This is a genomic window from Thiobacillus sp., assembly GCF_024708915.1.
The window spans coordinates 1-13,840 of sequence record NZ_JANJXQ010000155.1; the positions used below are offsets into that span (position 1 = coordinate 1).

General features: G+C 65.9%; 12 protein-coding genes and 1 pseudogene. 10 read left to right on the forward strand and 3 right to left on the reverse strand.

The window, feature by feature from the left end:
- From Q0L94_RS10905 to mpl, 4 genes and pseudogenes are all read left to right on the forward strand, one after another.
- Window positions 1–199: pseudogene (locus Q0L94_RS10905) on the forward strand (hypothetical protein); the annotation flags it as partial.
- 69 nt (window positions 200–268) lie between these two features.
- Window positions 269–919, forward strand: coding sequence for a response regulator transcription factor (locus tag Q0L94_RS10910; protein WP_296753223.1), 651 nt, complete (start codon window positions 269–271; stop codon window positions 917–919).
- On the forward strand, window positions 916–2,808 hold the full coding sequence (locus Q0L94_RS10915; protein ID WP_296753225.1) for an ATP-binding protein: 1,893 nt from the start codon (window positions 916–918) through the stop codon (window positions 2,806–2,808). Before Q0L94_RS10910 ends, Q0L94_RS10915 begins: the two co-directional genes overlap by 4 nt.
- A 32-nt stretch (window positions 2,809–2,840) precedes the next feature.
- A complete protein-coding gene (mpl, locus tag Q0L94_RS10920; RefSeq protein ID WP_296753227.1) occupies window positions 2,841–4,238 on the forward strand; it encodes a UDP-N-acetylmuramate:L-alanyl-gamma-D-glutamyl-meso-diaminopimelate ligase in 1,398 nt (465 codons plus the stop codon).
- A 317-nt stretch (window positions 4,239–4,555) separates the two neighbouring features.
- Here the strand turns inward: mpl and cynS are convergent, their stop codons facing one another.
- Window positions 4,556–4,999, reverse strand: a complete 444-nt coding sequence (gene cynS / locus Q0L94_RS10925) for a cyanase (RefSeq protein ID WP_296753229.1) — start codon at window positions 4,997–4,999, stop codon at window positions 4,556–4,558.
- Window positions 5,000–5,229: 230 nt separating this feature from the next.
- Between cynS and Q0L94_RS10930 the strand changes: the two genes are divergently transcribed.
- The 5 genes from Q0L94_RS10930 to Q0L94_RS10950 all read left to right on the forward strand — a co-directional run bounded on the left by Q0L94_RS10930 (window position 5,230) and on the right by Q0L94_RS10950 (window position 10,305).
- Complete coding sequence (locus Q0L94_RS10930; RefSeq protein WP_296753230.1) at window positions 5,230–5,622, forward strand: DUF302 domain-containing protein; 393 nt, start codon at window positions 5,230–5,232, stop codon at window positions 5,620–5,622.
- A gap of 79 nt (window positions 5,623–5,701) precedes the next feature.
- Entirely contained in the window at window positions 5,702–6,256 is a 555-nt protein-coding gene (locus Q0L94_RS10935; protein WP_296753232.1) for a YqiA/YcfP family alpha/beta fold hydrolase, read from the forward strand.
- A gap of 6 nt (window positions 6,257–6,262) precedes the next feature.
- On the forward strand, window positions 6,263–8,146 hold the full coding sequence (locus tag Q0L94_RS10940; protein WP_296753233.1) for an RNB domain-containing ribonuclease: 1,884 nt from the start codon (window positions 6,263–6,265) through the stop codon (window positions 8,144–8,146).
- 86 nt (window positions 8,147–8,232) lie between these two features.
- Complete coding sequence (locus Q0L94_RS10945) at window positions 8,233–9,069, forward strand: energy transducer TonB (protein ID WP_296753235.1); 837 nt, start codon at window positions 8,233–8,235, stop codon at window positions 9,067–9,069.
- Window positions 9,070–9,291: 222 nt separating this feature from the next.
- Entirely contained in the window at window positions 9,292–10,305 is a 1,014-nt protein-coding gene (locus Q0L94_RS10950; protein ID WP_296753240.1) for a class 1 fructose-bisphosphatase, read from the forward strand.
- Window positions 10,306–10,387: 82 nt separating this feature from the next.
- Here Q0L94_RS10950 and Q0L94_RS10955 read toward each other — a convergent pair whose 3' ends face one another.
- Window positions 10,388–10,723 (reverse strand): hypothetical protein, encoded by a 336-nt coding sequence (locus tag Q0L94_RS10955; RefSeq protein WP_296753237.1) that lies wholly within the window; start codon window positions 10,721–10,723, stop codon window positions 10,388–10,390.
- 68 nt (window positions 10,724–10,791) lie between these two features.
- Window positions 10,792–12,903, reverse strand: a complete 2,112-nt coding sequence (locus tag Q0L94_RS10960; RefSeq protein ID WP_296753241.1) for an EAL domain-containing protein — start codon at window positions 12,901–12,903, stop codon at window positions 10,792–10,794.
- 311 nt (window positions 12,904–13,214) lie between these two features.
- Between Q0L94_RS10960 and Q0L94_RS10965 the strand changes: the two genes are divergently transcribed.
- Window positions 13,215–13,772, forward strand: a complete 558-nt coding sequence (locus tag Q0L94_RS10965) for a YqgE/AlgH family protein (RefSeq protein WP_296753238.1) — start codon at window positions 13,215–13,217, stop codon at window positions 13,770–13,772.
- Window positions 13,773–13,840: the final 68 nt, after the last annotated feature.

Here is a 13,840-nt window from a genome sequence, read left to right on the forward strand (position 1 = left end):
CGGCTTCAACGGCGAGCGCACGACCGAGGCCGAATTCGCCGCTGCCCACAAGGTGTTCATGGTGCCGACCGTGAAGGTGTTCAACACCCGCGGCGGCGACGCCAGCGAGGCCATCGTCGGCCTGCTGACGCCGGACTACTACTTCGGCTACCTGGAAGCCGCGATCGACGAGGGCCTCGCCAAGGTACGCGGCAAATAGCCGCGTCGCCGGCGCCGCCCACGGAGGCGCCCGGCACGCTAGAATCCCGGCCATGCAGGGAGCGCCCACATGAAAACCCTCTTGGCCGACGACCATCCGCTAATGCGCGAGGGCGTTCGACAGGTCTTGTCGCAGCTTGACCCCGGCGCCGAGATCATCGACGCCCACGACTATCCCAGCCTGTTCTCGCAGACGGCCCTGCATCCCGACCTCGACCTCGCCCTGGTCGACCTCAACATGCCCGGCTTCGTCGGGGTCCAGGGCATCACCCGCTTCCGCAGCCGCTTCCCCGACATTCCGCTGGTGGTGCTGTCGGCCTCCGAATCGCCGCACGACATCCGCAGCACGCTGGACGCAGGCGCGCTCGGCTACATTCCCAAGGCCGCCTCCAGCACCGAGATGCTCGCCGCCCTGCGCCGCGTGCTGGCGGGCGACATCTACGTGCCCGCCTGCCCGTCCGGCGATCATGCCGGCCTGCACGCGGTCGCGCCCGCCGACTTCGAGGCCCTGCAGCAGAGCGGCCTGACGGCGCGCCAGCTCGAAGTGGCGCGCCTGCTCGCCCAGGGCTGCGCGAACAAGGCCATCGCCGGCATGCTCGAGATGTCGGAAGGCACGGTCAAGGTGCATATCGCGGCGATCTTTCGCGCGTTCAACGTCACCAACCGCACCGAGGCCGTGCTCGCCATCCAGCGCCTGATCCAGCGCCCCGGCGCGCCGTGAAAGCCGTGCCCGCGCCGCTCGGCCGACTGCTGAGGCTTTCCAGCTTCCGCAGCCGGATGCTGGTGATCGCCCTGCTGCCCGCGCTGCTGACCGAGTTCGGCATGGTGGCCTATTTCACCCGCCAGGCCCTGGTCGCGGCCGAGGCCGCCCAGCATGCCCGCGCCGCCGATGCCGCCCGCCATCTCTCCGTCACCCTGGGGTACGCGCTCGCCGGCGGCGACCTCCTGCGGGCGCAGGCGCTCCTGGAGGCCGAAATCCGCGCCAGCCAGATCGCGTTCGCCCACCTTTCGGATGCGCACGGGCAGTCCGTCGCCCATGCCGGCGTCCCCCTCCCCGCCGCGCCGGCGGGCGACTACCACCTGCATGCGGCGGACGTGCGCACGCCGCCCGCAGATCTCGTCGACGCCCGCGACGGCTACCTGGGGCGGGTCGAGGTCGGCGTGGCGACGGACGCGATCAGCATGTTCAAGCGCGACAGCCTGGCCCACGCCACCCTGCTGATGCTGGGTGCGCTGCTGCTCACCGCCGCGCTGGCGTGGCGTTTGTCGAACCGACTGGCGGGGCAGCTGCGCCACGTCGGGCAGGTGGTGGGGCGGCTGGCGCGCGACGACCTGACGGTGCGCACGCAACTGCCGGCGCAGGGGGAAGTCGGCGCGCTCGCCGCCGGGGTCAACGAGATGGCCGAGGCGCTGCAGGCGCACCGCAACGAGCTGGAGCGCCGCATCCGCGAGGCGACCGCCGACCTCGCGGCGAAAAAGGACATGGCCGAGCGCGCCAACCAGGCGAAGTCGCGCTTCTTCGCCGCCGCCAGCCACGACCTGCGGCAGCCCCTGCACGCGCTCTCGCTGTTCGTCGCCGCGCTGAAGGCGCGCACGCATCAGCCCGAAACGCAGACCCTGATCGACAACATCGAAGCCTCCACCGCGGCGATGGAACTGCTGTTCAACGCGCTGCTGGACATCTCCCGGCTCGACGCCGGCGCCATCGAGCCGCACCGGGTGCACTTTCCGGTGCAGAAGCTGCTCAACGACCTCGAACAGCAGTTCGGCGCCGTGGCCGCGGAAAGACGGCTGCGGCTGCGCTTCAGGCCGTGCAACGCCACGCTGTACAGCGATCCGCTGCTGATCGAGCGCATCCTGATCAACCTGGTTGCCAACGCCATCCGCTATACCGACGACGGGGGCGTACTCGTCGCGTGCCGGCGCCGCGGCCGCACGATCCGCATCAGCGTGGTCGACACCGGGCGCGGCATCCCGCCCGACCAGCAGGAGCACGTCTTCCACGAGTTCGTCCAGCTCCACAACGCCGCGCGCGACCGCAGCCGGGGGCTCGGTCTGGGGCTCGCCATCGTCTCGCGCCTGGGGCGCCTGCTGGGGCATCGGGTGGCGCTGCGTTCCCGTCCCGGCCACGGCTCGTCGTTCAGCATCGACATCCCCCTCGGCGACGCGCGCCTGATCGAGGCGCCGGTGCCGGCGGCCCCGCCCGGGCAGGTCCCCGCCGACGCGCTGGTCCTGCTGGTCGACGACGAAAGCGCGATCCTGCGCGGGATGGCCGAGCTGTTCGACAACTGGAACATCGACCTCGTCACGGCGCACAGCGCCGACGAGGCGGTGCAATGGCTCGACAGCCTCGGCCGCGTGCCCGACGTCATCGTGTCGGACTACCGCCTGCCCGAAGATACCGACGGCATCGAGGTGGTCAATCGTCTGCGGCGGAAGTACGGCCGCGACATCCCGGCGATCCTGGTCACCGGCGACACCGCGCCCGACACCATCCAGCGCATCGCCCGCGCCGGCTTCCCGCTGCTCCACAAGCCACTGCGTCCCGCCAAGCTGCGCGCCCTGCTGACCCACCTGATCCAGCAGGCGCATGCGCCGGCTGTGGGATAATCCGCGCAAAATCAACCCACGTCTGCCTCGACATGCACCTGCACATCCTTGGAATCTGCGGCACCTTCATGGGCGGCATCGCGGCGATCGCGCGCGCGGCCGGCCACACCGTCACCGGCTGCGACGCCAACGTCTACCCGCCGATGTCCGACCAGCTGCGTGCGCTCGGCATCGAGCTCACCGAAGGCTGGGACGCCGGCCAGATCGACGTCAGGCCCGACGTCTTCGTCGTCGGCAACGTCGTCACCCGCGGCAATCCGCTGATGGAGGCGATCCTCGAGCGCGGGCTGCCCTACACCTCGGGTCCGCAGTGGCTCGCCGACAACGTCCTGCACGACAAGTGGGTGCTGGCGGTGGCGGGCACCCACGGCAAGACGACGACCTCGGCCATGCTGGCATGGATCCTCGAGGACGCGAAGCTGCAGCCCGGCTTCCTGATCGGCGGCATCCCGCAGAACTTCGGCATCTCGGCACGGCTGACGGACAGCCCCTTCTTCGTCATCGAGGCCGACGAATACGACACCGCCTTCTTCGACAAGCGTTCCAAGTTCGTCCACTACCGGCCGCGCACCGTCATCCTCAACAACCTCGAATACGACCACGCCGACATCTTCCCCGACCTCGGCGCGATCGAGACCCAGTTCCACCACCTGGTGCGCACGGTGCCCGGCAACGGCCTCATCGTCGCCAACGGCGCCGACGCGAACCTTGCGCGCGTGCTGGAACGCGGCCTGTGGACGCCGGTCGAGCGCTTCGGCGCCGGCGGCTGGGTCGCCGGCGAGCCGGACGCGAACGGCAGCTTCGACGTCTTCTTCGAGGGCGCGCTGCAGGGGCGCCTGAACTGGAGCCTCATCGGCGAGCACAACCGCCTGAACGCCCTCGCGGCGATCGCCGCGGCGCGCCACGCCGGCGTCCCCGCCGCCGCCGCCATCGATGCGCTTTCCCGCTTCGAGAACGTCAAGCGCCGCATGGAAATCCGCGGCGCGGTCCACGGCATCACTGTCTACGACGATTTCGCCCACCATCCCACCGCCATCGCCACCACCATCGAGGGCCTGCGCCGCAAGGTCGGCCGCGCACGCATCCTCGCCGTGCTGGAGCCGCGCTCCAACACCATGAAACTCGGCGTGATGAAGGCACAACTGCCCGCCAGCCTCAGCGACGCCGACCAGGTCTATTGCTACGGCGCCAGCCTCGGTTGGGATGCCGCCGAAGTGCTGGCCCCGCTGGGGGCCAAGGCACGCGTGTTCGACAACCTGGACAAACTCGTCAGCCAGTTGCTGGAAGACAGCCGCCCCGGCGATCACGTGCTGATGATGAGCAACGGCGGCTTCGGCGGCATCCACGCCAAGCTGCTGGACACGCTGGGTCAGCACTATCACGAGGATATCGTGTTGATGCCGATGCATCGGTATGGGGGGTATGCGTAAGGGGGATTGAGGTGGTTGCGGCATGTTGCCCCAACCACCGTTCGCCCTGAGTTTGTCGAAGGGCTTGGCCGTGCTCAGGGCGAATACGTCGAAGTTCATCGAATCATCATCCATTCGTAGCCACGACGACTTGCCTACCATGCCACGGATACCGAACTCGCGGCATGGCTTCGCACAGAAAAAGCGCCTTCCAACACTAGTGTCGCGACACTAGCCGCCGGGCTACCCCCGGCCAACGGTCAGCGGCTCTGCGAAGAACCCAGCCACAACGGCCAAGCCCTCTCCCCAGCCCCGCAAGCGGGCGAGGGACTAAATAGTCAATACATCTTGTACGGCAAAAACTTCCCGTTCAGAACAATTTTCACCCGATCCCCCTTCGGATCCTCCACCCGCGAAATATCCATCGAAAAATCGATCGCACTCATGATGCCGTCGCCGAACTCCTCGTTGATCAGCGACTTGATGGTGGTGCCGTATACCTGGATCAGTTCATAAAAGCGGTAGAGCAGCGGATCGGTAGGAACCGCGGTCGGCAGACTGCCTTTGTAGGGCACCATCTGCAGCTGCTCGACCACTTCGGGCGGCAAGCCCAGCAGCTTGCCGACGGTGGCGGCCTGTTTCTTGTCGAGCGTCATCTGGCCCAGCAATGCGGCGGTTGTCCATTCCTTGCTCTGGCCAACTTTCTTGGCGATGTCGGCCCACTTGAGGCCTTTCTTGTGTTTGGCGGCGAGGATGAGGTCGGTGGCTTCGGTGCGGGTCATGATGTGGTTCCTTATGCGTTGACGAGGTGGATGGAATTGCCGGCGAACGGCAGGGCTTGTCTTTTGGATTGGGTTGACTCAGCGGGGTCGAACGGATTGTCCAAGCCGGACATTGGCGCTCCTGTCGAATTAAAAACCGTGTTGCTTCGCATGTTCGCATGCACCATTGTGCCGGGAGCGGTAAGGGCTCGATACTGCCGACCATGGCTTGCAGACCCCTTGGAGAAGACATGATCCACTTTGCCGTTTCGCTCAGCGTCGACGAGGCCGCCGAAAAACTCATTGATGCGATCGCGGCCTACCCGATGGGCCTGGTCGCACGCATCAACGGCCAGGCCAACTGCGCACAAAAAGGTATCGCGGTGCCGGCCGACCAGATACTCGAGGTGTTCCGCCCCGACTATGCCGTCAAGGTATGGGCTGCCGACAAGACCGCCGGCATCGACATTCCACTGCGCATTCATCTGTACGCAGAAGACGGTCTGACCTGGATTGCCCACCGCCCGGCTTCCCGCGTGTTCCAATCTTACGCCAACCCGCAGCTCGATGGGCTGGGCAGCGAACTGGACGCCCTGTTCAGCCAGCTGCTGGCGGCGCTCGACGCGTGGCGGCTGCCATCATGAACGTTCAACCCGAGTACCCGTCCTCTGCTGCGGCCACCGGCAATTTCTGTTATCCCCTCCGCCCCGGTAAAATCCGCAGATGATCGTCTATCTCCACGGCTTCAACTCCTCGCCCGCCTCCGGCAAGGCCGAACAGCTCGGCGGGTACATGGCCCGCCTCGGCCGGCTGGCGGACTACGATTGCCCGGCGCTGCCCAACAGCCCGCGCGAAGCCATCGCATGCATCGAAGCCGGCCTGGCCCGGCATCAAGGGCCCGTCACGCTGATCGGCAGTTCGCTGGGCGGCTTCTACGCCACCTATCTGGCGGAAAAGCATGGCTGCAAGGCGGTGCTGGTGAACCCGGCGGTGCACGCGCACATCCTGATGCGCGGCGCGCTCGGCACCCAGACCAACTGGCACAGCGGCGAGAAGTGGCAGTTCACCGAGGCGCATCTGGCCGAACTCGCCGCGCTGGATGTCGACGCCATCGCCCGGCCCGAACGCTACCTGCTGCTGGCACAGACCGGCGACGAGGTCATCGACTACCGCGACGCCGTCGCCTATTACGCGGGCGCCACGCAGATCATCGAGGACGGCGGCAACCACGGCTTCGCCGGGTTCGAGCGCCACTTCCAAACCATTCTGGATTTCTGATTCTTCATGCACCTCATTTTTGAAGAGGACGGCCATTTCAAGGCCGGCTCCATCCTGTCCGAAACCGACGCCACGGCGCAGGTGGAAACCGCATCCGGCAAGCGCAGCAAGATCAAGGCGGCCAACATCCTGTTGCGCTTCGCCGCGCCGGCCCCGGCCGAGGTGATGGCCGAAGCCGAGACGCTGAGCGGCGAACTCGACGCCGACTTCCTGTGGGAGGCGGCGGGAACCGACGAATTCGGCTTCGAACAGCTGGCGCAGGAGTATTACGGCCACGCGCCGCGTCCGGCGGAATCGGTGGCGCTGCTGCAGAAGCTGCACGCCGCGCCGATCTATTTTCACAAGAAGGGCCGTGGCCGCTACCGCCCGGCGCCGGCCGAGACGCTGGCGGCGGCCAAGGCCGGGCTGGAGAAGAAGCGGCTGGCGGCGGAACGGCAGGCGCGGCTGGCGGCGGAGCTGGCGGCGGGCCGGCTGCCGGCGGAATACGTCTCGCTGATCCCGCGCATCCTCATCGCGCCGGACAAGAACACGCTGGAATACAAGGCGCTGGAAGACGCGGCGACGGCCACGGGCTTGTCGCAGCTGCGGCTGATCGAGCGCTGCGGCGCGATCCCGTCGACGCTCGACTTCCATCTGGCGACCTTCCTGCTGGAATATTTTCCGCGCGGCACCGGCTTTGCCGAAATCGCCGAGCCGGCCGCTTTCAATCCCAGCGACCCGCCCGATCTGCCGAAAAGCAGCGTGCGCGCGTTTTCCATGGACGACGAGGCGACCACCGAGATCGACGACGCATTGTCGGTGGAGTGGCGCGGCGACGGCAGCGTCCGCGTCGGCATCCACATCGCCGCGCCGGCGCTCGGCATCGCGCCCGGCTCGCAACTCGACCGGACGGCACGCGAGCGGCTGTCGACCGTGTATTACCCCGGCGACAAAATCACCATGCTGCCGGAGGCGCTGATCCACCATTACACGCTGGGCGAGGCGCACGACTGTCCGGCGCTGTCGCTGTACCTCGACGTGGCACCCGACCTGCGCGTGCTCGGCACCGAAACCCGGGTGGAAATGGTGCACATCGCCGACAACCTGCGCCACGAGACGCTCGAAGCTCAATTCAACGCCGAAACCCTCGGCAACCCCGCGGGCGCGGATTATCCCTACCGTCGCGAACTGACCTGGCTGTGGGACTTCGCCGCCGTGCTGGAAGCCGGACGCGGCAAGACCGACGCGGCCGACCGCGTCGATTACAGTTTCAAGCTCGACGGCGAACGCATCGACATCGTGCCGCGCAAGCGCGGCAGCCCGATCGACAAGGTGGTGTCGGAGTTGATGATTTTTGCCAATACGCACTGGGGTGGCTGGCTGGCGGAAAAGCGGGTGCCCGGCATTTACCGCGCGCAGGCGAACGGCAAGACGCGCATGACGACCGCGCCCGATCCGCATCAGGGCCTGGGCGTCGACCAGTACGCGTGGTCGACCTCGCCGCTGCGGCGCTACGTCGATCTGGTCAACCAGCGCCAGCTGATTGCGCTGGCGCAGCAGAGCGACCCGGTGTACCCGCCGCGCAGCGAGCAGCTGTTTTCGGTGGTGCGCGAATTCGAGCTGGCCTACGATGCCTACAACGACTTTCAGCGCCGTCTGGAACGCTACTGGATGCTGCGCTGGCTGCTCCAGGAAAACGTGAGCGAGGTGACCGCCAGCGTGATCCGCGAGGATCTGGTGCGCTTCGACAGCTTGCCGATGGTGACGCGCGCGCCATCGGTGGCCGGTATCGCGCCGGGGTCGAAAGTACGGCTGGCGATTTCGGACATCGATCTGCTCGACATCAGCTTTCACGCCGAGTACCGGGAGACCCTGGATACGCCGCCTGACAGCGCCGCCGCCCTTCCGTAGAATCGGATTTCCCTTCATTTTCCGTTTGCATGGTGTCCGCCGCTCCACCCCCTTCTCTCGCCAAACCCTCCAGACAAGGCACGCGCATGGCGCTTGCCATGCTGGCTTCGGCGGCGCTGCATGGCATGCTGCTGTCGACCCAGATCGTGCACATCAATCCGCGCCTGTTCGAGGACACCAGCGTGCCGATGGAGGTGGTGCTGGTCAACGCCAGAAGCGCCGAATCACCGCTCAACCCCGACGCGCTGGCGCAGGTGAGCCTGGCGGGCGGCGGCAACACCGACGAAGACCGGCGCTTGAAAAGCCCGCTGCCCGCCAGCAGCGAAACCCAGGCTGGCAGCGAAGAAAGGATGCTGCAGGCGCGCGTGGCCGAACTGGAGCAGCAGGCCAGAACCCTGCTGAGTCAGCTGCAGCCCGACGCCCAACTGCAAGAACCGCCCACGGCGGCGCCGCCCGCCCCGGTTCAGCCCGTCATCGACACCAGCCAGCTCAGTCAGCAGGCGCGCGAAATGGCACAGCTGCAGGCGCGCATTTCGCAGCAGTGGGACGATTACCAGAAACGCCCCAAGCGCGCCTTCGTCGGCGCCAACGTCAAGGAATACGCGTTTGCGCGCTACGTCGAGGACTGGGTCGCCAAGGTCGAGCGCATCGGCAACGTCAACTATCCCGAGGCCGCGCGCCGCCAGGGCATCTACGGCAGCCTCAAGCTCACCGTGTCGATCCACGCCGACGGCCGCATTGAAAAAATTGAAATCGATCGATCATCCGGCTCCAGGATTCTCGATGCCGCCGCGGTCAGGATCGTCGAGCTCGCCGCGCCCTATGCCGCCTTCCCCGACGACATGCGCAGGAAAGCCGACATCCTGTCGATCACCCGTACCTGGACCTTCACCCGCTCGGACCAGCTCGTCGGCACCGACTGATTCCGCCTGCCGCAGCCCAGGATAGCGACGCCCCTACGCCCGCCCCAGCCGGAAACCCTGCAAGAACCCGCCGCTCGCCACCCTGCCTGTCCGGATGGCGGGCCCGGCCGGGGCTTTACGTTCGCCGTCCCAAGCAGGGGATTGACTGTCTTTATCACGTGATAAAATGTTTGATTGTTCTAATATTTCTATTTGTTTATCCCCTTTCTGGAGACCGTCATCATGCACACCGGCACCACCCTTACCCAGTTCATCATTGAAGAGCAGCGCCGCACCGCCGGCGCCACCGGCGATTTCACCTCGCTGCTGAACGACGTCGTCACCGCCTGCAAGGCGATTTCCAACGCCGTCAACAAAGGCGCGCTGCTGGGCGTGATGGGTTCGCTGGATTCCGAGAACGTGCAGGGCGAGACGCAGAAGAAGCTCGACGTCATCACCAACGAGATCATGATCCGCTCCAACGAGTGGGCCGGCCACCTGGCTGGCATGGCGTCGGAAGAGATGGACGAGGTGTATGCCATCCCCAACAAGTATCCGCTCGGCAAGTACCTGCTGGTGTTCGATCCGCTCGACGGGTCGTCCAACGTCGACGTCAACATCTCGGTCGGCACCATCTTCTCGATCCTCAAGGCCCCGGTCGCCGGCCGCGCCGCCAAGATGGAGGATTTCCTGCAAACCGGCACCCAGCAGGTGTGCGCCGGCTACGCGATCTACGGCTCATCGACCATGCTGGTCCTGACCTTCGGCAACGGCACCAACGGCTTCACGCTCGACCGCGACGTCGGCGAGTTCGTGCTGACCCACCCCAACATGAAGATTCCCGCCGAAACCCGCGAATTCGCGATCAACGCGTCCAACATGCGCTTCTGGGAAAAGCCGGTGCAGCGCTACGTCGACGAGTGCCTGGCCGGCAAGACCGGTCCGCGCGGCAAGGACTTCAACATGCGCTGGGTCGCCTCGATGGTCGCCGAAGTGCACCGCATCCTCACCCGCGGCGGCATCTTCATGTATCCCAAGGACACCAAGGATCCCGCCAAGGCCGGCAAGCTGCGCCTGCTGTACGAAGCCAATCCGATGGCCTTCATCGTCGAGCAGGCCGGCGGCGCCGCTACCACCGGCTACCAGCGCATCCTCGACCTCGCTCCCGAAGGCCTGCACCAGCGCGTGCCGGTCATTCTGGGCTCCAAAACCGAGGTCGACACCGTGACCGGCTACCACCACGAAAAGGCCGCATAAGCGCCGTCCGGGTTCGCATCGCGATTTCTGGAACGAAAAAGCCGGCTGCGTGCCGGCTTTTTTCATGCCCGCTGTTCCTGCATTAACGCAGGAACAGCGCTACCCCCAGCGCCAGCAGCGAAAACGTACATGCCGCACCGGCGAGCACCATCATGCGCCGGACGCGCGCTTCCGCCTGGAGCGCGGCCGTCTCAAGCGCCGTCACGGTTTTCTGCAACTGCCCGGCCAGCTCCTTGACGTGCAGCGCATTCTGTGACGCCGCCTGCTGCAGCTCGGTAATCTGCTGCTGCAGCATGCCGCCCGGATCCTGCACCGGCGCGTCGGGCTTGCGCGTGGTGAACACCGGCAGTGCCGCCGATACGATCGGGCTGACGAAGGGCAGGATTGCCTTGACCGCGGGAATCAGCCATGCCGCCATTGAGTCTCCTTGTAAGGCTGCGGCGACGATGCCGCAGCCTTACTTTAGCGCACCGGCCGTTGCGGGCGCTACGCCGCCGCGCAGCGCAGACCGGCGCGCATCAGCCCGACGCATTCATCCGGCGGCAGCGGCCGGCTGAACAGGTAACCCTGCGCCTGGTCGCAGTGGTTGGCGCGCAGATAGGCCAGTTGAGCGTCGGTCTCGACGCCCTCCGCCACCACGGTCAGGCCCAGGTTTCTGGCCAGCGCGATGATGGTGCGGACGATGGCGGTGTCGTTTTCGTCGCCCGGAATGTCGCGGATGAACGAACGGTCGATCTTCAGGCAGTGGATTGAAAACATCTTCAGGTAGTTCAGCGACGAATAGCCGGTGCCGAAGTCGTCCACCGCGATGCGGATGCCCAGCCGCTCCAGTTCGGCCAGCACGTCGGCGGCGGAAATCAGGTTGTCCATCAGGGACGACTCGGTGATTTCCAGTTCGAGCGCGCCGGGCGCCAGTCCGCTGTCCCTGAGCGCCGCGCCGATTTCCTCGGCCAGATGCTTTTGCCGGAACTGCCGCGCCGACAGGTTGACCGCCATGCTGCCGGCAGCGAGGCCGAGATCCTGCCACGCACGCATCTGGCGGCAGGCCTCGCGCAACACCCAGTCGCCGATCGGCAGGATCAGCCCGCTCTGTTCGGCGACCGGAATGAACTCTTCCGGGCTGACCGCGCCAAGCTCCGGCGACTGCCAGCGCAACAGCGCCTCCCAGCCCACCAGGCGAGCGGACAGAATCTCCAGCTTGGGCTGGTAGTACAGCGCAAGCTCCTTGCGCGCCAGGGCATGTTTCAGGCGCGCCTCCAGCAGCACGCGGCGCTGGATTTCATCGGACAGATCGCGGCTGAACACGGCCAGGCAGTTGCGTCCAGCCGATTTGGCACGATGCAGGGCGAGGTCGGCATAGCGCATCAGGGCGCTGGCCGATTCGCCGTCCGTCGGGTAGATGACGATACCCAGGCTGGCGCTGACTCCCAGCCGGTCGCTGCCCAAGTCGAACTCGCGCGCCATGGCCTGCAGCAGCGTCTGCCCCACCTGTTTGGCCCGCTCGACCGCTGCATTTTCCAGCAGGATCACGAACTCGTCGCCGCTGAAACGGGCCATGAAAGCCGCTTGCGGCAGGCTGGCGCGGAGACGCTCGGCAACGGCCACCAGCAGCATATCGCCCTGTTCGTGGCCCAGCGTATCGTTCACATTCTGGAAGTGATCCAGGTCCAGCAGCAGAACGGCGCAGGGCGCGTCCTGGCGCGCGCGGACCAGCGCCAGATTGAGCCGCTCGTTGAATGCGGTGCGATTGGGCAAGCCGGTCAGGTCGTCGTGGGTGAGCATGTGCCGCATCTGGCGGAACGGCCGGCTCACCGCATCAGCGTGGATCGCGAGATAGAGAAAGTAGTAGGCAACCACCTTGTAGGCATGCCCCAGCAGATTGGCGGTGCTGCTCACCTCGACATACACGATGAAGAACAGTTCGCCCGCGGCCATCAACAGCAAGGCCAGCATGAGGCTGCCGATATCGCAGTGGGTCACCCGATTGCGGCGCAGGGCCAGCACGCCGGCAACCGCCAGGTAAAGCGCGAACACGCCCCATTCGAGCGCGAGCTTGAGCGTAGTCAGCCCCATGCCGGGCACGTACATGGCCGGCATGGCCTGCGGCACAGCCAGAAAGACATACGCAATCGCCCCCGTTCCCAGCAGCATCGCGGCGAGGGCGAGACGCCGCATCGGGCCGCGCATGGCGGGCCCCTCCGGAATCAGGATGTAGGCCAGCAGCCCCGCGCCGGCGGCAATGCGGCCGCACAGCCAGAACAGGATCGATTTGTGGGGCGTGTTGGGGCTGACCAGATCCGGCATGCCGAGATAGGACAGGAAATGCAGCGTATCGAACAGTGCCACCGCCAGGAAGGTGCAGCCAAGCACGATGGAACGTACCGAGCGGATGGTTTCCTGCGCGCCATGGCCGGTAAAGAAAATCAGCGCTGCAACGACGACGGCAAAAATCTCCATCAGCGAATGCGCCGCCAGGAAAGTCGGGTCTGAAATCGCCGACTGGTTGGCCGGCACCGCCTGCCATAGCAGCAGCGGAATGCTCGCGGCCAGCAACAGCATGCCGATGCGGCTGTGAGTGTCCTGTCCTGGCAATCGCATCAAAGCAGCGCGTCCTCTCTTGGTTGGAGGGTTGGATAATCAAGCTTACTTACTGCCACGGAAGTCATTTGAGTTTGCCCGCGGCCTTCTCCGCCCGGCCTCCCGATACCGCCGGGGCGGCCCGCGTCCGGCCTGGAGGCGGGTTTCACCTTAACGGAGCCGGAACGGCATACTTGAATGCGTGCGCCGCCCGGGCCTGCCGGCGCCGCTTCAGGTATCGGACGAGCAGGCCGCTATGGTGTAAAAAGGGATAAGGGACACGTGCAGAAGTGTCTGCTTGATTTGAGGCGGATTACAATGGGAGGGCAATCATGGATACCATCAACCTCACCCACCATTTCCTGATCGCCATGCCGGGCATGGCCGATCCCAATTTCAACGGCACGCTGACCTATATCTGCGACCACAGCGAGCAGGGCGCGCTGGGCGTGGTGGTCAACCGGCCGATCGAACTGGACTTGTCGACCCTGTTCGAACAAATCGGGCTATCCCTACCGCAACGCCTGCACGGCAACACGGTTTATTTCGGCGGCCCGGTGCAGACCGAACGCGGTTTTGTGCTGCACACGCCGCCGCTCACCTTCAGCTCCACCCTCACCGTCAACGACGCCGTCAGCCTCACTTCCTCGAAGGATGTGCTGGAAGCGGTGAGCCAGGACGCGGGGCCGGAAAAATTCATGGTGTCGCTGGGCTATGCGGGCTGGTCGGCCGGCCAGCTGGAAGACGAAATCAAGCAGAATGCCTGGCTTTCGGTGGCCGCCGACCCGCAGGTGATTTTCGACCTGGCACCCGAAGCACGCCTGCCCGCCGCGATGCGGATCCTCGGCATCGACTTCGCCCGCCTCTCCGAAGAAGCCGGGCACGCTTGAGCTTCGCGGAAACCCATGGCAGCGTGCTGGCCTTCGATCTTGGCCTGAAGCGCACCGGCGTGGCGTCG